Source organism: Cyanothece sp. BG0011, from assembly GCF_003013815.1.
Lineage (GTDB): Bacteria > Cyanobacteriota > Cyanobacteriia > Cyanobacteriales > Microcystaceae > Crocosphaera.
This window is the reverse complement of record NZ_PRLH01000194.1, coordinates 1-19,744: the sequence shown is the minus strand read 5'-3', so window position 1 is coordinate 19,744 and position 19,744 is coordinate 1. Positions and strand designations below refer to the sequence as shown.

The 19,744-nt window shown below is 37.5% G+C and carries 17 protein-coding genes and 1 pseudogene; 11 read left to right on the top strand and 7 right to left on the bottom strand.

Annotation, left to right across the window (positions count from 1 at the left end):
- The 5 genes and pseudogenes from C4E06_RS25145 to hemE all read left to right on the top strand — a co-directional run.
- A partial coding sequence (locus tag C4E06_RS25145; RefSeq protein ID WP_157951247.1) for a metal ABC transporter solute-binding protein, Zn/Mn family occupies positions 1-245 on the top strand: 245 nt, incomplete at its 5' end.
- Between the two features lie 12 nt (positions 246-257).
- Positions 258-1,034: a metal ABC transporter ATP-binding protein gene (locus C4E06_RS25140; protein ID WP_107671099.1), complete on the top strand. Its 777-nt coding sequence runs from the start codon at positions 258-260 to the stop codon at positions 1,032-1,034.
- Positions 1,035-1,112: 78 nt separating this feature from the next.
- Positions 1,113-1,928 (top strand): metal ABC transporter permease, encoded by an 816-nt coding sequence (locus C4E06_RS25135; RefSeq protein ID WP_107671098.1) that lies wholly within the window; start codon positions 1,113-1,115, stop codon positions 1,926-1,928.
- 386 nt (positions 1,929-2,314) lie between these two features.
- Positions 2,315-2,743: pseudogene (locus C4E06_RS25130) on the top strand (Rpn family recombination-promoting nuclease/putative transposase); the annotation flags it as partial.
- A gap of 152 nt (positions 2,744-2,895) precedes the next feature.
- Positions 2,896-3,960, top strand: a complete 1,065-nt coding sequence (gene hemE / locus C4E06_RS25125) for a uroporphyrinogen decarboxylase (protein ID WP_107671096.1) — start codon at positions 2,896-2,898, stop codon at positions 3,958-3,960.
- Between the two features lie 117 nt (positions 3,961-4,077).
- Here the strand turns inward: hemE and C4E06_RS25120 are convergent, their stop codons facing one another.
- On the bottom strand, positions 4,078-4,377 hold the full coding sequence (locus C4E06_RS25120; protein ID WP_107671095.1) for a HigA family addiction module antitoxin: 300 nt from the start codon (positions 4,375-4,377) through the stop codon (positions 4,078-4,080).
- A gap of 229 nt (positions 4,378-4,606) precedes the next feature.
- Between C4E06_RS25120 and C4E06_RS25115 the strand changes: the two genes are divergently transcribed.
- Positions 4,607-5,407 (top strand): acyl carrier protein, encoded by an 801-nt coding sequence (locus tag C4E06_RS25115; protein WP_232826370.1) that lies wholly within the window; start codon positions 4,607-4,609, stop codon positions 5,405-5,407.
- 361 nt (positions 5,408-5,768) lie between these two features.
- Positions 5,769-8,726: an aminomethyl-transferring glycine dehydrogenase gene (gcvP, locus tag C4E06_RS25110; RefSeq protein WP_107671094.1), complete on the top strand. Its 2,958-nt coding sequence runs from the start codon at positions 5,769-5,771 to the stop codon at positions 8,724-8,726.
- A 186-nt stretch (positions 8,727-8,912) separates the two neighbouring features.
- On the opposite strand, the gene C4E06_RS25105 is transcribed toward gcvP, so the two are convergent.
- Entirely contained in the window at positions 8,913-9,251 is a 339-nt protein-coding gene (locus tag C4E06_RS25105; protein WP_107671093.1) for a nucleotidyltransferase family protein, read from the bottom strand.
- A 143-nt stretch (positions 9,252-9,394) separates the two neighbouring features.
- Positions 9,395-10,111, bottom strand: coding sequence for an NnrU family protein (locus C4E06_RS25100; protein WP_107671092.1), 717 nt, complete (start codon positions 10,109-10,111; stop codon positions 9,395-9,397).
- A gap of 241 nt (positions 10,112-10,352) precedes the next feature.
- Between C4E06_RS25100 and C4E06_RS25095 the strand changes: the two genes are divergently transcribed.
- Complete coding sequence (locus C4E06_RS25095; RefSeq protein WP_107671091.1) at positions 10,353-11,354, top strand: LysR family transcriptional regulator; 1,002 nt, start codon at positions 10,353-10,355, stop codon at positions 11,352-11,354.
- A 107-nt stretch (positions 11,355-11,461) separates the two neighbouring features.
- Here C4E06_RS25095 and C4E06_RS25090 read toward each other — a convergent pair whose 3' ends face one another.
- The 4 genes from C4E06_RS25090 to C4E06_RS25075 form a co-directional block, all read right to left on the bottom strand.
- Complete coding sequence (locus tag C4E06_RS25090; protein ID WP_107671090.1) at positions 11,462-12,691, bottom strand: ATP phosphoribosyltransferase regulatory subunit; 1,230 nt, start codon at positions 12,689-12,691, stop codon at positions 11,462-11,464.
- Positions 12,692-12,744: 53 nt separating this feature from the next.
- Complete coding sequence (locus C4E06_RS25085) at positions 12,745-13,665, bottom strand: J domain-containing protein (RefSeq protein ID WP_107671089.1); 921 nt, start codon at positions 13,663-13,665, stop codon at positions 12,745-12,747.
- Between the two features lie 310 nt (positions 13,666-13,975).
- On the bottom strand, positions 13,976-14,806 hold the full coding sequence (locus tag C4E06_RS25080) for an inositol monophosphatase family protein (RefSeq protein ID WP_107671088.1): 831 nt from the start codon (positions 14,804-14,806) through the stop codon (positions 13,976-13,978).
- 139 nt (positions 14,807-14,945) lie between these two features.
- Positions 14,946-15,314, bottom strand: coding sequence for a 2Fe-2S iron-sulfur cluster-binding protein (locus tag C4E06_RS25075; RefSeq protein WP_107671087.1), 369 nt, complete (start codon positions 15,312-15,314; stop codon positions 14,946-14,948).
- Between the two features lie 324 nt (positions 15,315-15,638).
- On the opposite strand from C4E06_RS25075, the gene C4E06_RS25070 reads away from it, so the two are divergent.
- Genes C4E06_RS25070 through C4E06_RS25060 form a run of 3 tightly spaced genes read left to right on the top strand, consistent with a single transcriptional unit; the run spans position 15,639 to position 19,699 of the window.
- Complete coding sequence (locus tag C4E06_RS25070) at positions 15,639-16,220, top strand: helix-turn-helix domain-containing protein (protein ID WP_107671086.1); 582 nt, start codon at positions 15,639-15,641, stop codon at positions 16,218-16,220.
- 5 nt (positions 16,221-16,225) lie between these two features.
- Positions 16,226-18,937 (top strand): peptidase domain-containing ABC transporter, encoded by a 2,712-nt coding sequence (locus C4E06_RS25065; RefSeq protein ID WP_107671085.1) that lies wholly within the window; start codon positions 16,226-16,228, stop codon positions 18,935-18,937.
- Positions 18,938-18,976: 39 nt separating this feature from the next.
- On the top strand, positions 18,977-19,699 hold the full coding sequence (locus tag C4E06_RS25060; protein WP_107671084.1) for a biotin/lipoyl-binding protein: 723 nt from the start codon (positions 18,977-18,979) through the stop codon (positions 19,697-19,699).
- Positions 19,700-19,744: the final 45 nt, after the last annotated feature.

The window sequence follows — 19,744 nt, the reverse complement described above, 5'->3', positions numbered from 1 at the left end:
CGGTTGAAGTGGGGGGACAAGAACCCAGTGCAGCGGAATTAGGGAATTTAATCAAAGAAGCAAAGGAAGAAAACATCAAAGTTATCTTTGCTCAACCTGAATTGAGTAGTCAAGCAGCCAAAACCATTGCGACAGAAATTAACGGAGAAGTGTTATTAATTAGTCCAGTGGCCGAAGATTGGGGTAACAATTTACTAGAAGTTTCTCAAACCTTTGCAAAAGCTTTAAAAGAAGACAATAATTAATTGTATAAATTTATGAAAACTGAAGTCATTAACCTGAGTCATGTGTGGGCAAAATATAATAAAAATCCCATTTTAGAAGACATTAACTTGACAATTTGCGAAGGGGATTTTGTCGGATTAATCGGTCCGAATGGGGGAGGGAAAACAACCTTATTTAAAGTCTTGTTAGGACTCATCAAACCCTATCAAGGAACAGTAAAAATTGTAGGTCATACTGTTAGTAAAGGAAGACGTTATATCGGTTATGTTCCTCAATTGGTAGAATTAGATCGAGAGTTTCCTATCAGTGTGGCTGAGGTGGTACGGATGGGAAGATTAGGAAAAAGACGGTTATTGCAGCGTTATAACTCTAAAGATGACATGATCGTCAATCGTACCTTAGAACAGGTAGGAATGCTAGAATTACGGGATCTCCCCATTGCTGAATTATCCGGTGGCCAACGTCAACGGGTTTATATTGCGCGAGCCTTGGCATCAGAACCCCGTATACTATTATTAGACGAACCGACGGCCAGTGTCGATCCCCAACGACAAACCAGCATTTACGAGTTATTGAAAGAATTAAATCAGTTGATTACCATTATTATGATTTCTCATGATATTGGGGCAATTTCAGCTTATGTTAAAACCGTAGGCTGTCTTAACCATCGTCTCTTTTTTCATGGTAATCCCCCTCTCAGTACGGAAACAATAGAACAAACTTATCAATGTCCTGTCGATTTGATCGCTCATGGGGTTCCCCATCGGGTACTTTCTAGTCATGATTGTCCGTTACATTATCATGAATAATGGATATTGAGTGAAGCTAGTTATTCATTCTAAATTCTAAATTCTAAATTCTAAATTCTAAATTCTTAACTATTATTAATGTTAGAAACACTTTGGGAATCATTACAATTTGATTTCATGAGAAATGCTCTTTTTGCCGGAGTATTAGTGAGTATTGCTTGCGGAATTATTGGCACTTTTGTGGTTATTAATCGCATTGTTTTTATTAGTGGGGGAATTGCTCACGCCGCTTATGGTGGAATTGGTTTAGGATATTATTTACAAATTAATCCTATTTTTGGGGCGATCTTTTTTGCTTTATTATCTGCATTGGGTATGGGTTTAGTAGTGAGAAAAACTGCACAACGGGCCGATAGTTTAATCGGAGTAATGTGGGCAGTGGGGATGGCCATTGGTATTATTTTAATTGATATAACCCCAGGGTATAAAGCAGATTTAATGAGTTATTTATTTGGGAGTATTTTAACGGTTTCACAGGAAAATTTAATGATAATGTTGGTATTAGATATCATTATTGTTGTGATTGTTAGTTTATTTTATAAAGAATTTTTAGCCATTTCTTTTGATCCCACCTTTGCCATAACTCGCAATGTTCCGGTGGATAGTTTATATTTATTATTAGTGGGTGCGATCGCCTTAACGGTGGTCATGGTAATGCAGGTTGTCGGGTTGATTTTAGTGATTGCCTTGTTGACGATTACGGCTGCGATCGCAGGTCAATTTCTCAAAGATATTAAGTATATTATGATAGTATCTATCGTCTTAGGGATGTTTTTTACAACGGTAGGATTAATGATATCTTATTTCTTTAACGTAACATCTGGAGCGACTATTATTTTAGTTTCTGGGACGGTTTATTTAATCAGTTTAGGGGTTAAAATATTACAAAAGTAAACTGTAGCAATTTTCAGATAAAGGGGCTATAGATGGAGAATTCTCGAATCAAAACAACTGTTTTTTGCATGAGGTTTAACTGTAGAACAAGTGAATTAAGCATTAAATTTAGATATTGAACAAGTTAGAAACATTGTAGAATCTAAGTTTTGTAGGGTGGGCAAAATTTTTTACTTTGTAAGTAGTCCAGATGAATCTTTAATTTGCCCACCTTACCCTCTTATAATTTAACCTAAATATTGTGTGAAAATAGTTAACCATATCGTAGCGGTTTAATAGTTGTCAGGTGGGCAAAATTTTCTGCTTTATAAGTAGTTTACATAAATCTCTAATTTGCCCACCCTACCGTCTTAATATTTTGTTTATAAACAGTCTCTAAATATTTTGTGAAAACTGACAGCATCTTTTACCAACTCTTTCAAACCTTTCCCCGTTGCTTTTTTGACTTACTCAACCTCCCTGAAAATACCGTCAATAACTCTGAATTTTCTTCTGTCGAAATCAAACAATTAGCCTTTCGTATTGATGGGGTATTTCTTCCTGACACTGAAGATAAACTCATCTATTTTGTCGAGGTACAATTTCAAAAAGACGAGTCATTTTATTCACGGTTTTTTAGTGAAATATTCTTGTATCTCCATCAAACTAAATTAACCAATAATTGGCAAGGGGTTGTCATTGATCCTAACCGTCAGGTAGAAACCGCTAACACCTCCCGTTATCAAGAAATATTAAACTCAGATAGGGTTAAACGATATTATCTTAATGAATTAGATAATATAGAATCAGTGGGACTGAAGACCCTAAAATTAATTAATAGTTAATAATTAATTTTACTTAATTGTAATAAGGGTTTAATGGGATTAAACCCCTACGGCCAATAATAAACATTCGTTACAAAAGCTATAACACCGGCCACCCCTAATGATAGGCTGAACAATGCACGCTTATTACTGGGGAAGCCATAATGACAGGAGCTAACGATACACCCTATCTTCTTCGTGCTGCACGGGGAGAAATCTTAGATCGTCCACCAGTTTGGATGATGCGACAAGCTGGACGTTACATGAAAGTATATCGGGATTTACGGGACAAATACCCCAGTTTTCGTGAAAGATCCGAAAATCCTGACCTCGCTATCGAAATTTCTCTGCAACCTTGGCGAGCGTTTCAACCGGATGGGGTCATTATGTTCTCTGATATTTTAACCCCATTGCCTGGGATGGGTATACCTTTCGATATTGTCGAAAGCAAAGGGCCCGTTATTGATCCACCGATTCGCACAAAAGAACAAGTGGATAACTTACGTCCTTTAGATCCAGAGGAGTCCTTACCTTTCATCAAAACTATCTTACAAAGTTTACGGCAAGAAGTGGGTAATCAATCCACTGTGTTAGGATTTGTGGGATCACCCTGGACCTTGGCAGCTTATGCTATTGAAGGGAAAAGCTCTAAGAATTACGCCATTATTAAGAATATGGCCTTTTCTCAACCTGAGATCCTCCATAGTTTCTTGAGCAAAATAGCCGATGCGATCGCAGTTTATGTTAGATATCAGATTGACTGTGGCGCACAAGTAGTACAACTATTCGACTCCTGGGCCGGTCAACTGAGTCCCCAAGATTATGAAACCTTCGCGTTACCTTATCAACAACAGGTGGTGCGTCAGGTTAAAGAAACCCATCCCGAGACTCCCTTAATTCTTTATATTAGTGGTAGTGCTGGTGTCTTAGAAAGAATGGGACAGTCTGGTGTCGATATTGTCAGTCTTGACTGGACCGTGGATATGGCCGAAGGGAGACAGCGTTTAGGTAGAGACATGAAGGTACAGGGTAATATTGATCCTGGGGTGTTATTTGGGTCCCAAGACTTCATCAAAGCACGTATTCTCGATACAGTACGCAAAGCAGGAAGAGGTGGCCATATTTTAAACTTAGGTCACGGTGTTTTAGTGGGAACTCCTGAAGATAATGTTCGTTGTTTCTTTGAAACTGCGAAGCAAGTGGATCAATTATTAACTGTTCCTGTTTAATTACATTTAATTATAACTATTTTTTAGGGGTTAACAATTGTTGACCCCTATCTTAATTTTTGGCAACCGCTTGAGAAAGATATACCGCTAAGCGAAAATCAAAAGTAAACAATAATTTTATGATTCAGCTAAGGGCATAATTCTCTTTAAACTTTCTCCTAGTGTTAGTTTTGCTTCCATCATTTGATCATCATTCTGTAATCTTAAAAAGTAACCTTCAGATAATTGAAAATAGCGACATAACCGTAAGTCAATATCAGCAGTTATAGGAGTTTCACCATTAATAATTTTATTGATGATTAAATCAGAAACATGAATTACTTTTACTAACTCATCATGACTCATATTTAATTCATCTAGAAATTCATATTTCAAAATTTCACCAGCATGGGGATTAGATAATAAAACAGTATTCATAATTAAATTAGATAAGTTATAACTCTACATTTATTATATAACAATCAGCTTTCTGGGTTTAACAGTGTTAAACCCCTACAAAGATGTATTCGTAGGGGCATAATATTATTATGCCCACAGTTGTTATATATTGCTTACTCTTGGTTTAAACAATATCCATCATGGATGATTACTTAATTATCAAGGTTGGGAATATTATAACTAGACTGACTCAGGAGTATCCAGAAAAATGATTGACGATCAAGCATACACTTTAAACATTATCAAAAAAGTTATTACATCTTATTTAGATAAAAATATACCTAATAATGAAACAGGGTTAAATATGCTTGTTAATCAATGTGATGATCTTGTTTATAAAATAGCCTCTAAAATTTATACTGAAAGTGGTCATAAAGTTGAATTTTATATTATTCGTGATGTTATTAATTGTCGAATTGAAACATTACAAGAACATATTGCTAAGATAAAAGAAAAGGAAGCTACAAGGTTAGCGAAACAAGCACAAAGAGAACAAGAAGAAGACATTAAACAATTAGAAGTAAAAGCTAAAAAATTAGAGTCAGAAATACAAACTAGAAAAGAAGAAGAAACTAAAATATCAGAACAAACAAGTCAATATGAAAAAGCAATATCTGACGAAAGAAAATTGCTATCTGAGTTTAGAAAAAGACAAGAGGCTATAAGGTTAGCAGAAGAAGCGAAGAGATTAGAAAATAAAACTTCACAAGAAGAATTCAAGGTTTTAAAAAGAAATTTTAGAGAAGAAAATAAACAAAAAATCATATATGATCTGTTTTTAGAAGTTAAGAATATCATTAGTAAACAGCTAGAAGTTGATGTAGATGAAATTAGCTTAGAAAGTAATCTATATCATGATTTAGGTGTTGAGGTAAATGAGTTACATTATATTGAAATTATCATGGCACTGGAAGAACATTTTGATATTGAAATACCAGACGAAATAGGAGAAAAACTCGAACCATATAGAATGAATAAAAGATCCGATAGGTCAACCTCAAGATTATGAAAATGAAGAATTAATCGATATGACTGACTGGTTAAAAAAGTAATCTTTACTATTAATTTAAAAGCGAAAAATATAGAAATATAATCAGGTGGGAAATAAACTTTATGTTAAGGTTTAATTTAATTAATCAATCATTGCCCACCCTACGCTTTATGGTATTTGTAAGGTGTTCAAAAAAGCATTAATATTAATAGTTTTATTGATATTTTTATCTTGCCCACCTTCCATTTGTTATAGACAAAAAATAAATCTTAATGACAACATTGAATAAATATTGCCAATGATTGTTACAAAAGATTACAATAAGTACCCAAGACGCTCATTTGTGACACCCTAAATTAACAAAACCCTTATCATTGATATGCCAAACTTGGATATTACAGCCAATCACACTCAAACCAACAATAATATAACCTCTAATCTAGATAATATACTTGCCCCGACTGATAGCTTTAGCGATCGCCATATTGGCCCTAATAGCCAAGAAATTGATAAAATGCTGAAGGTGCTAGGCTTTTCTACCCTCGATCAACTCATAGATGCGACAGTACCTAAAGCCATTCGCCTAAGTAAACCTTTAAATTTACCCGAAGCACAAAGCGAATATGGTGCATTAGCTCAATTAAAGTCCATTGCCTCTAAAAATCAGATATTTCGCTCTTATATCGGCATGGGTTATCATGACTGTATTACCCCCCCAGTCATTCAACGCAACATCTTAGAAAACCCTGGATGGTACACTGCCTATACGCCATATCAAGCGGAAATTGCTCAAGGGAGACTAGAAGCCCTCTTAAACTATCAAACTATGATAGTAGAGTTAACAGGACTTGAAATTGCTAACGCTTCCTTACTGGATGAAGGGACAGCAGCCGCCGAAGCCATGAGTATGAGTTATGGTTTATGTAAGAATAAGAAGGCTAATGCTTTCTTTGTTGACTGCCATTGTCACCCTCAAACTATCGAAGTCATTAAAACCAGGGCGTATCCGTTAGGAATTGAATTAATTATTGCCGATCATCGCTTCTTTGAGTTTGATAAAGAGATTTTCGGCGCATTATTACAATATCCTGCCACTGATGGCACTATCTACGACTATCGCACCTTTATTGAAAGCGCACATGACAAGGGTGCATTAGTTACCGTTGCGGCGGACCCTTTGAGTTTAGCACTGTTAACACCCCCCGGAGAATTTGGCGCAGACATCGCCGTAGGTAGCACCCAACGCTTTGGTGTACCCTTGGGGTATGGTGGACCTCATGCAGCCTATTTCGCCACGAGAGAAGCCTATAAACGGCAGATTCCAGGGCGTATTGTGGGAGTTTCTAAGGATGCACAAGGAAACCCGGCCTTAAGATTAGCATTACAAACCAGAGAACAACATATTCGCAGAGAAAAAGCCACCAGTAATATCTGTACTGCACAAGTATTACTAGCAGTTATCGCCGGAATGTATGGGGTGTATCATGGACCTGAAGGCATTAAAAATATTGCTCAAAGAATACACCAATTAACAGTAATCTTAGCCAAAGGATTACAAAAGTTAAGTTACACTATTAATGATGAACCCTTCTTTGATACCGTTAAAATTGGGGTCGGTGATGCTAGTGCCAAAGCGGTGATAAAAGCAGCAGCCGAACGTAAAATTAATCTACGGTTATACGAAGAAGGAGTCTTATGTATCAGCTTAGATGAAACGTCTACCATTCATGACGTGATTGAATTGTGGCAGATTTTTGCAGCAAAAGACAACCTACCTTTTACCGTTGAAGAAATAGCAGAACAAGTTAATTATGAGTTTCCTATCTTCTTCAAACGTACCTCAGACTATTTAACTGATCCGGTTTTTAATCAGCATCATTCTGAAAGTGAATTACTGCGTTATTTACATCAGTTAGAAAGCAAAGATTTAGCGTTGAATACTTCCATGATTCCTTTGGGATCATGTACGATGAAATTGAACGCAGCAGCCGAGATGATGCCCGTCACTTGGCCGGAGTTTGGAAAACTCCATCCCTTTGCCCCCTTATCTCAAACGGAAGGTTATCAAATCCTGTTCCAACAGTTAGAAGAATGGTTAGGAGAGATAACAGGATTTGATGGAATTTCTTTACAACCCAATGCTGGATCTCAGGGAGAATATGCTGGCTTACAAGTGATTCGTCAATACCATGAAAGTCGCGGCGAAACTAACCGAAATATTTGCTTAATTCCTGAATCAGCCCACGGCACAAACCCCGCTAGTGCAGTCATGTCAGGCATGAAAGTGGTAGCGGTTAAATGTGATAAAGATGGTAATATTGATATTGCAGATTTAGGGAAAAAAGCTGAAAAACACGCCGAAAACTTAGGGGCGTTAATGGTAACTTATCCTTCTACTCACGGCGTATTTGAAGAAGGAATCATAGACATTTGTGACATCGTTCATCGTCACGGTGGACAAGTGTATATGGATGGGGCTAATATGAACGCCCAAGTCGGTATCTGTCGCCCGGCTGACTTCGGGGCCGATGTGTGTCACCTTAACCTGCATAAAACCTTCTGTATTCCTCATGGTGGCGGCGGTCCAGGAATGGGACCCATTGGGGTTAAAGAACATTTGATCCCATTTTTACCCAGTACCCAAGTCGAAAAATACATTAACCCCGATAGTAATGGTAAAGCAGAGACATCCATCGGAGCCATTTCCGCCGCCCCTTGGGGTAGTGCCAGTATTCTGGTCATTTCTTGGATGTACATCGCTATGATGGGGGAAAAAGGGCTAACTGAGGCGACAAAAGTGGCTATCCTCAACGCCAACTATATGGCTTCTCGGTTAGCTGACTATTATCCTATCTTGTTCAAAGGTGCATCCGGTTGTGTTGCCCACGAATGTATCATTGATTTACGTCCCTTGAAAAAGCAAGCCGGGGTAGAAGTGGATGACATTGCTAAACGGTTGATGGACTTCGGTTTTCATGCGCCTACGGTGTCTTGGCCGGTGATTGGTACAATGATGGTAGAACCCACCGAAAGCGAAGACTTGGACGAGTTAGACCGTTTTTGTGATGCGATGATTACGATCTATCATGAAGCTGATGCCATCGCCAATGGTACAATTGATCCGAACAATAACCCCCTGAAAAATGCCCCCCACACGGCACAAACGGTGATTTGTGGAGACTGGGAACGTCCCTACTCCCGTGAAAAAGCAGCCTATCCGGCCCCTTGGACTAAAGAATATAAGTTCTGGCCAACCGTGGGACGCATTGATAATGCTTATGGGGACAGAAACCTAGTTTGTTCTTGTGAAGGAATGGACGCTTATAAAGAAGATTAAAACATTGTAGGGTGGGCAATGCCCACCTTACCTTAATTTTCGGGAAACTCCTCAACTAAAAAGCAATTGAAAATTGTTTGAAAACTAAACATAACAAATCAGTTTTATTAGGTTGATCAAGTTATCTAAATTATTAGTATGTGAGATCAGTATTTGATTTTCCCACCCTACTATTTTGGAATTCTTTTAATAATAAATAATTTGCGCTGTCTTGAAAATTTCCTGTTTACGAATCCAATTTTCACTATTTTCTATTGATTCTTGTACAACAACATCCACTGATCTTTGAGTCATGTCTTCTAGATGATGTTTTAATCTTGCTAACGTTAGTAATCCTTGTCTAGCATCAGGGTTAAATTGAATTAAAAGATCAATGTCACTGTTTTCATTAAAATCATCTCGTAAAATTGAACCAAACAAAGACAGTTTTTTAATATTCCATTGTTCACAAATGTCAGTAATATCCACCTTTGAAAGTTTTAGTCTTTGCTGAATCAAACGAGAGTAATTTTGTTGTATTTTCATTCATTTTATGTTGAGTATTCTAGTTGTATGGAACTGGTTATTGCACCCCAAACCATTAATAAAAAACCATAGGTTAAGTAGTAGAAAAGGTAGACTAGGAAGGGTCAAACCCAGCTTATCTACCTTGTCCCAAAAATGTTAAATTACCAAGGCACTTTAGCGGTGACTTGCATCAACCAGGGATGGCCCCACCACAGTAAAGCCACAAACCCCAACACTCCCACATAGGCAGGACGTAAAAATTCCTCCCCTTTCAAGGTTTGACGACCTTCTAAGATGGCTAAAAAAGGAATAATAGAAGTTCGCTCCTTTACCTTAAGAAAAGCGTCTCCATAGCGTTTTTTGAGGCGATAGTCCCCATGCCAAACCGCAAACAGATGATGAGCCACTAAACCCAGAGAAGTCACCAAAGTGAAGGTCGTACCCAGCCATAACGTATGGGCAATACACCAGATCACCTGTCCCACCATTTGGGGATGACGACAAATTCTTAAAATACCGGTTTCATAAAGATGGACTTCAGGTTTAGCGATCGCAGCAATTTCTAAAAGATTAAAGGTTGCAGGATAAAGAAACAAGAAAGAAACCACAGACAACCCCCAAACCGTCGCTTTAACCCCTGGCACTCCCTGAACTTGCCATAACATCAGGCCATCGTAACGATGATTAAAAAAATAAACAATCAAAATAGTCGCCAAGGGAATACTCACCAAAGCAAACAAAACTCGATACAGTCTCGCCCCTATTTTTTCCTCTCCCCAAGGTCTTAAAGCCGCCAGTCCACTATGAGCAACGGCAAATCCTAACAATAGTGCTAACATAATCCCATGACTCGGGGTTAACCAGGTGGGTAGTCCCATGTTATTAATGTGTCCTCTCAATATCATGATCAATTGTCCTACTGTTAACTATCGTAAAGTAAATTGATCCCCGTGTTGTGCTACTGTCATCATCAGTAAGAGTTACTCTCAAGCAGTCAACAGTGAACAGTCAATAGTGACCAATCAATTGATTGAAACGGTAACTGATAACTGATCACGGGTAACTGACAACTGATAACTGGTAACCGGTAACTGATAAAATCCCTTTTTTGATAAACCTATGTCGGACATTCCTTTCACTTTAGATCAATTGCGTATCCTCAAAGCGATCGCTGCGGAGGGGAGTTTTAAACGAGCAGCGGATACCTTGTATGTGTCTCAACCTGCGGTGAGTCTGCAAGTGCAGAATTTAGAAAAACAGTTAAATGTCCCCTTATTTGATCGCGGTGGACGTAAAGCGCAGTTAACCGAAGCCGGTCACTTGTTATTATCCTATGGGGAAAAAATTATTACCCTGTGTCAAGAAACCTGTCGGGCGATCGAAGATTTACAAAATCTTCAGGGAGGAACGTTAATTGTCGGTGCGTCTCAAACCACCGGAACCTATCTATTACCCCGTATGATTGGTTTATTTCGCCAGAGATACCCGGATGTGGCGGTACAATTACAGGTTCATTCGACTCGACGAACCTCTTGGGGTGTAGCCAATGGACAGGTTGATCTGGCTATTATTGGGGGTGAAGTTCCAGGAGAATTACAAGATACCTTGAAAATTATTCCCTATGCTGAAGATGAACTGGCCTTAATTTTACCGGTAGATCATCCTTTGGCCAAAGTTGAAAAAGTTCAAAAAGACGATCTCTATCGTCTTAATTTTATTAGTCTGGATGCTCAATCAACTATTCGCAAGGTCATTGATAAGGTTTTAACTCGCTGTGGTATTGATACCAAACGGTTAGCGATCGAAATGGAATTAAATTCGATTGAAGCCATTAAAAATGCAGTCCAAGCAGGGTTAGGGGCTGCTTTTGTGTCTATTAATGCCATTGAAAAAGAGGTGAAAATGGGAGAAATTTATGTGGCTACCCTGGAGGAAGTTAAGGTAAGAAGAACCTTATCAGTGATTATTAATCCTAATCGTTATCGTTCTAAAGCAGCAGAAGCGTTTATTCAAGAAATATTACCAGAGTTTTCTACCTATCCTGAACAATTAACCCTAGAACAATTTTCCCCTTCTAGCAATGTCTTAAAAGAGGTGGTTAATGACGTTGTTGAAGCTTGACTTAAGTCTTTAGTCACTTTTGAGAATTGGTATCATCAATTTGCAGAGCCGATCAGAGTTTATAGAGACGTTTGATGAAACGTCTCTACTGATTTCTAGTAATTCTATCAAAGTTTTTCAGAAATCATATTAATAATGGGTTCTTGGCCTTTTTCTATCCACACAATCTTTTTAATCCCATCTTGTTGAGCATACTCTTTTATTTCTTCTGGGTTTCTTCCTCCTAAATCAAGCCTAACTCTCAGAGAGTTATTTTGCTCTCTTAATTCCTTCGCATACTTTAAGGCTTCTATGTGATCGCTGCTAGATTTTGCCACCACTAAATAATCAATAAGAGGAGAGGTTTTGGGTAAAACGTCCGTTGATAATAAACAACGATGTAAAGCCCCTACATTAAGAGAAAAACCAATGCCAGGAGCCGATTTTTTTTGAGGATGATAAACCCCTAATAGTTGATCGTAACGTCCTCCCTGTCCTAAATTTTGTAGTTGATTATTGGTTTGTCCAATGGCTTTAAAAATAATGCCTGTGTAATAATCAAAGGTTTGAATTAAACTTAAATCTAAGGTTAAAGGTAAGCTGTAAGAAGCACTGTTATTAATTAATTCGATTAAGGACTTTAAATTATTGAGACAATGTTGACCTGTTTCGTCTAAGGTTAAATCAAGCACTTTTGATAAAACATCTTCAGGCTTTCCTCGTAAGTTAAAGAGTAAAATTGCTCGATGTTTTAAGTCTTTATTCGGATAGGCAAGGTTTTCTAATTTAACGTAGTCTAAAGTGGCTAAACAATGCCGCACTTCTTGGCGTAAATCTTCAGGAAAGGGTGATAACAGCGATCGCGTTAACCCGGCATCTCCTAAAATAAGATACCAGTTAGGAATCTGTAATTTTTGCAGACAATCAGCCACTAATAAGAGAATTTCGGCATCGGCTAAAGTTCCCCCAGAAAATAACAATTCTACGCCAGCTTGATAAAACTCTAATTGTCGGCCATGATGACCACTGGGAGGGTTGCGAAAGACATTAGCCCGATAACAGAGTCGTTGAGGATAACTGGTTTCTGCCATCCTTGTCACTGCGGCTCGGGCAACCGATGCCGTTAGTTCAGGCCGCAGCCCTAACTGTCCACTCCTGTTATTATAAAGTTGAATCACGGTGTCATCTTCGATCGCCCCTCCTGCTTTGAGGGTATCGAGTCTTTCTATGGTAGACGTAACAATCCGCTGATAACCCCATTGTCCAAAGACTTGTTGAAGGGTGTCATTAATCCAAGCTTTTTGTACGACTTCTAAAGGCAGTAAGTCTCTTGCGCCAGCAGGTGGTTGATGAATCATAGAATTCCTACTCAATTATCCCTCATTTATTATCTATAATTTTGTTCACTTTTTTACTTTTTCTTGCCAAATAAACCGAAGAAACCGCCTCCTTGTTGCTTTTCTGACGATTTTGACCGATCTGAATCGGGAACCACTTTGTCTAATGCTTGTTTAGCTTGAATGACAATGGGATCTTGCGGATTGACTTTTCTGGCTTTATTAATATGAATTTTAGCCATCGTTAATTGCTTTTCTTTGAGATAAGCTAATCCTAATAAACCGTGGCAACTGCTATTATTTGGCTCTTCTTTTAACGTTTCTCGCAATTCAATAATTGCTTGAGACAGGTTATTTCGTTCAATATATTCTTGAGCGCGTTTTAAGGAAGTCTCAACGGCTGATTTTTTCTCTTTTTGTTTTGATGGCTGTTCTGTCGAACTTGTTGCTTTGGGTTCGGGTTTGGGTTCGGGTTTGGGTTTGGCTTTGGGTTTGGCTTTTTGTTTAACTTGTTCTCCTTGAGACAGCATTAAATAAATTAAATTTAATTCACTAATTTGAGCAGTAATATTAAAAACATTGTCTAACTTATCATATTGTTCATTCACTAAAGGGGTTAAAAGTCGATGATAAGTTAATTCTCGATCTTTGCTGGTTTGTAGCAGTTTTTGAGCTTGATCAGTGGCAATGGTAATACTACTTAGTTCATCGGCTAAATTGTGTCCCATTTGGGACAAAACTAATTTATATTCACTACGAGAACGATCTTTTGATAATGTTTCGTAGGCTGGATTAACTAATTTTGATAAAATTTTTGTGGCTAATTGTTTTTCTTGCTCTGTTTTTCCATTAAATGTATCAGGATGGAGAAGATAAGCGATTTTTAAGTATCGTTTGCGAATTTGGCGACTATCAGCGTTAATGGGAACTCCCAAAATAGCATAGTGATCAGTTATATCATATTTAAAAAGGCCTTGCTCTATGGTAAAAAACATAAAATTAACCAATTATTTTTAAGATTCAATACCTTATTTTCAGAGGTTTTTTCTGAAAGATAAGAGTGCAACTTAATCGTTTTTCTTGAGGATATGATCTGTTTTTTTCAAACTTTAAGCAGTGGGTTTTTAGTTAAGTTGATAGGGGTATTATTGGATTACCATCAAGCTCAAGTGTCTTAAAGGTTGGTTACAAAGTTTAACGGCTCAAAAGGATTCTCCATTGATCATACCATTTTCTCTAGAGGGTCGCTAATTTTTAAGATTTATCTATGAATGTTTCAGAAGGATAGTTCACAAGCATTTTCTTCTAGGAGTAAAACCTTTTTAACCAGGGTAATGCTTCGGTCAAGGCTTGACTCAAGCTCTGATGAATAAGTCCATTGGTGGCTAATAAACGTCCTGATTCTATGTTTAAGGGACCTTCATCGTAGGCGGTGACTTTGCCCCCTGCTTCTTCTAAAATGATGATGCCGGCTGCGATATCCCAAGGACTCAACCCCCGTTCCCAATAACCGTCTAACCGTCCACAAGCTACGCTAACCATATCAAGGGAAGCCGAACCCCCTCTACGCACCCCTTGGGTGAGATGGGTTAAATAACAAAATTCGGGATAGTTGGTATCTTTGGTTTCTCTGCGATCGTAAGCAAACCCTGTCACTAATAAACTGTTGTTTAACTCATTGGTTTGTGATACTTTGATAGGGCGATAGTTAAGGGTCGCGCCCAATCCTTTGGCTCCTCGAAATAGTTCTTTACTGAAGGGATTATACACAGCACCTACGATGGGTTTTCCTTGCCATAATAAACCCACGGAAACGGCTGAGGCTGGATAACCATGAGCATAATTAGTGGTTCCGTCTAGGGGATCAATTGCCCATAAATAATCACTCTCATTTTCTCCTAATTTACCGGATTCTTCGGCCAAAATTTGATGATGGGGAACTCTACGTTTAAGGATATTTAAGACGGTTGTTTCTGCTTTTTTATCTGCTTCTGTAACCAGATCACCTGGACGACCTTTTTCTTCAATTTTCTCTAATTGATCGACTAAATCCTCTAAAATAACACCAGCAGTTATGGCTGCTTCTGTGGCCACATCTAGGAAGATTTGTAATTCTTTTGTATCCGGGAATTCCATGAAGATTGTTAGGATAAGGGTGCTATTTCTATTATTCCTTATGATTGAACAATTGAAAATAGTCTCGATCATTTGACTGATTTTGGGGGCTTAATATTATTAAGCCCCCACTGCATTTTTATGAATCAATTTTTAAAGTCTAATCGTCATCTAAAGGAAATCCTAACTTAACTTTCCCTTTACCAAAATACCGCCCAAATTGTAGTTCATACACTTCATCTTCGTCTTGGGTTTCTACTTCTAAGTCTGATTTAGCATAACTAACACATAACAGAGCATACCCTTTTTCCTTAAGTTCTGGAGACAAACCTACTGCTTCGGGTTGGTCAAGTTCCCCTGATAGGATACGCACTGCACAACTGGTACAGGCACCGTTACGACAAGAAAAAGGCAATTCATAGCCTTGATCTTCTGCACTGTGGAGAATGTAGCGATCCTCAGGAACTTGGAGCGTGTATTCTTGATTAACTTGACGATGATGAATGCGAATGGTGTGATAACGACTCATGAGGAAATATTAGAGTAATCAACTTTCATTATAAACTTTTTCTCAAGGTTTTAACCAAAACTTCTTGAAATAAATATTAATCCATTTATCGAACTTTAAGAACTTAAGGAAAATTTTGAGGCATAACCGTTTTGTTCACTTTCCTTAAAAAACGGTCAATGAGCATCAAATCAAACAGTTTTAAGAAGACAAAAAGCAATGATTGAGATTTATTAGAACTTAAATTTCTTACTTAAGATCCTAAAGTTCGGTTGTATCATTTGTTGATCTGAGTATAGTTTTGATTAGAGTTGATTTGAAGTGTAAATAGGGAGTGAAAATTCTGTGACCTTCAAGACAAACGAGATAAGAATCAATTATTTAACCTCATTTCAGAGAAAACTTCTCCAAGACAACCTTAACAAAGGCGTAGAAGATAAATATCGTCAACGAATTGAGATCATGCTGTTAGCTGACGAAGGAAAAAGTCAAACAGAAATTTGTCAGTTATTAGGCTGTTGTCAAGCCACTGCCCGACATTGGATCATGATGGCAAAAAGTGGTCAAGCTCATCGTTGGAATGATCGAAAAATTGGTCGTCCTAAAAGGGTAAATAATGCTTTTTTAGAAAGATTAAAAGAATTAGTTAATCATAGTCCTCGTGACTATGGCTATTCCTTTAGGCGATGGACAGCCGAATGGTTAAGTCGTCATTTAGCCAAAGAATTTGATATCAAAGTGAGCGATCGCTACATTAATCAACTGCTCAAAGAAATGGGATTATCCACTAAATATAAAACCCAGAAATCAGACAATCATCATTCTATTTCCTCGAATTCTAATAGGTTACTTATTAAAGATTTATCTCTCAAACAACCCATTCAATCAAAACAATTATTTTCTTTAAATCTAGCTCAAGCTGAATAAAAATCATGGTACAAATTCATAATCCTGTTATTTCCCGTAACCAACTCAACCAAGCATTAGGGTGTCGTTTATCTGAGCAAGAATTTTCTCTTTTACAGCAACAAATTAAAGTCATTGAACCAAAAGTAGGGTTATTTTGGCAAACAACCAATGCAGAAGCGGGGCTTTATATTGTTGTTGCCGGTAAGTCGAGATTAGTCAATCAAGCTAATGAAAAAATCTCTAGTTTAGAAATAGGAGACACCTTTGGAGAATGCCGATTTTTTCCTGATGAAACCTTTGAATTCTATGGAATCAGAGCGGGATTAAAATCAAAACTTTGTTATCTTTCTCCTGAAATCTTATTTCCTTTACTGCGTCAATATCCTCAAATTCGAGAACATTTTTATCAAAAAGCTCAACAGCGTAACTATCAATTAAATCCCACCAATTCGGTGCAGAAAACCATTGATCTTGCCCTAAATTTGCCCCCAGAAAAATCCAGTCCCAAAGTCGCACAAAAGGTTAATAAAGCGTATTTTCCTAGTCCGACTCAGCGAGTGGGCCATTTATTACAAAAAGTATGGCGACGTTATCCTTTTTATGCTCAACAAAGTGCTTCAGATTGTGGGGCTGCTTGTTTAGCTATGATTGCCCGTTATTGGGGTAAAAAATTGAGTATTAATCGTCTTAGGGATATGGCTAATGTTGATAGAAACGGCGCATCTTTAAGGGGACTTTGCCATAGTGCAGAAAGTATCGGTTTTAGCACTCGTCCGGTTAAAGCGAGTTTAGATAAATTAGCCGAACAACAATTACCTGCCATTGCTCATTGGGAAGGAAAACATTACATTGTTGTTTATGAAATTACCAAAAAAGAAGTAATAATAGCTGATCCTGGGATTGGGCAAAAAACCATCAGTCATGAAGAATTTAAACAATATTGGACTGGTTATACTCTGTTATTAAAACCGACGGTTTCCTTAAAAGATACCAAAGAAAGCACGACTCCATTTTGGCAATTTTTTGAATTGATTAAACCTCATGGTTTAGTGATCTTTGAGATATTTATTGCCTCTTTATTTATTCAAATTTTTGGACTGATTACCCCTATTTTTACCCAATTAATTTTAGATCGAGTGGTGGTACAGCGATCAGGTGTTACGTTACTAGCTATCGGATTAGGATTAATTATTTTTGGCTTATTTAAAGTAGCCATGATGGGGTTACGTCAGTATTTATTAGATCATACAGCTAATAAAATTGACCTTACTTTAATTGTTGCTTTTATTAATCATACCTTGCGTTTACCATTAGCATTTTTTGAGTCACGTTATGTAGGAGATATTATCTCTCGTGTCCAGGAAAATCGCAAAATACGACAGTTTTTAACAGGGGAAGCCTTATCAATTCTTCTCGATTTAATCACCGTTTTCATCTATGTAGGATTGATGTGGTGGTATAGCTGGAAAATGGCACTTCTTGCTTTAGCCATTGTTCCTCCGTTTGCTTTACTTGCTTTAGTTGCCACGCCTTTTTTAAAGCGAATTTCTCGAGAAATTTTTGGAGAAATGGTTGCAGAACAAAGCTATCTGATTGAAGCTTTAAGCGGTGTGCGAACGGTTAAATCGAGTGCTGTAGAAAGAAGTGTTCGTTGGCATTGGGAAGAACTATTACATAAAGAAATTACGACACAATTTTCTGGTCAAGTCATTGGCAACCGACTACAAATTTTTAGCAATACAATTGAAGCTTTAGCCACTACAGGATTACTCTGGTATGGTGCATGGTTAGTGATTCAAAATCAATTAACCATTGGTCAATTAGTGGCTTTTAATATGCTATTTGGTAATGTAATTAGTCCCTTTCAAAGACTCACTGTATTATGGGAACAATTTCAAGAAGTTGTCATTGCAGTAGAAAGACTCAATGATGTGCTTGACTACGAACCCGAAGAAGATTTACAACAACAATCACGACAAATTTTACCTCGTCTTCAAGGTAATATTCGCTTTGATAATGTCACCTTTCGTTATCATCCAGAAAGCGATTTAAACGTACTAGAAAATCTCAGTTTTGAGATAAAACCAGGTCAAACTGTTGCCTTAGTGGGGCGTAGTGGTTCAGGAAAAACCACCATTTCTAAACTGGTTTTAGGGCTCTATCCTGCTACTGATGGAAAAGTCTTAATTGATGGGCAAGATATTAATAGTTTATCCCTGAGTTCTTTAAGACAACAAATCGGCGTAGTAGACCAAGATACGTTCCTTTTTGGAGGTACAATTCGAGAAAATATTGCCTTAGCTCATCCCGATTCTACCTTAGAAGAAATCATCGAAGCTGCTAAATTGGCAGGGGCCCATGAGTTCATTGAAAAATTACCCATGGGATACGAAACCCAAATCGGAGAAGGGGGAGGAATGCTATCAGGAGGACAACGGCAAAGATTAGCGATCGCCCGTGGTTTATTAGGTAATCCTCGCCTGTTGATTTTAGACGAAGCTACCTCCCATTTAGATGCAGAATCAGAGCGTATTATTCAAACAAATTTAAACTCAATTTTACGTCATCAAACGACTTTAGTGATTGCTCATCGCCTTTCTACTGTCAGAAAAGCAGACTTAATTTTAGTGTTAGATCGAGGGGTTTTAATTGAGAGTGGAACCCATGAGCAATTAATGACAAAACGAGGTCATTATTACTATCTGAATCAACAACAATTAGATATTGCAAATTAATCTTTATTTGTCAACTTTTTGAATTTTTGGAACACAATTATGACTAACGCAGCTAATAACGGACATCTTTCTTATCCATCTCATGAAACAGCCTTTACTCAAGATGAACTTATCTCTAAAAGCGAAGAATCTCAAACAAAAACAACAACGGATCATGCTGATGATTGGGCGAACTCAACAAAAGAAATTCTTGATACTTTGCCCCGTGTTTGGACGAGAGGACTCCTTTACTTTCTAGTCATTTTTGTTGGAGTGGCTTTACCTTGGGCAATGTTAGCAAAAGTGGATGAAACAGGAACAGCAACTGGTAAATTAGAACCTCAAGGAAAAACAATTAAATTAGATGCACCGGTGGAGGGAAAAGTATCTTTTATTAAGATTAAAGAAGGAGACAAGGTTAAAGCTGGCGAAAGATTAATGGAGATCGAATCAGACTTAGTTAAAGCAGATTTAAAGCAACAACAAACTAAGTTAGAAGGTCAAGAACAAAGATTAAATCAATTAAAAATTTTGGCCAATCAATTACAATTAGTGTTTCAAACTCAGCAACAACAAAATCAAGCACAAAAATTAGAAAAATTAGCACAAATCAATCAAGCAAAAGCTAATCTTGAAATGTTGAGGAATTCCTACCATTTACAAAGAGAAGAAAAACAAGCAAAAGTAAGTCAAGCACAACAAGATTTAGAACATAGTCAAAAAGCCATTCAATTAGCCGAAGTTCAGTTACAAAATGCTCAAAATATTAAGGATCGTTTATGATTCTGCTATTGAAGAGGGAATTGTTTCACAAATTCAGGTTAGTAG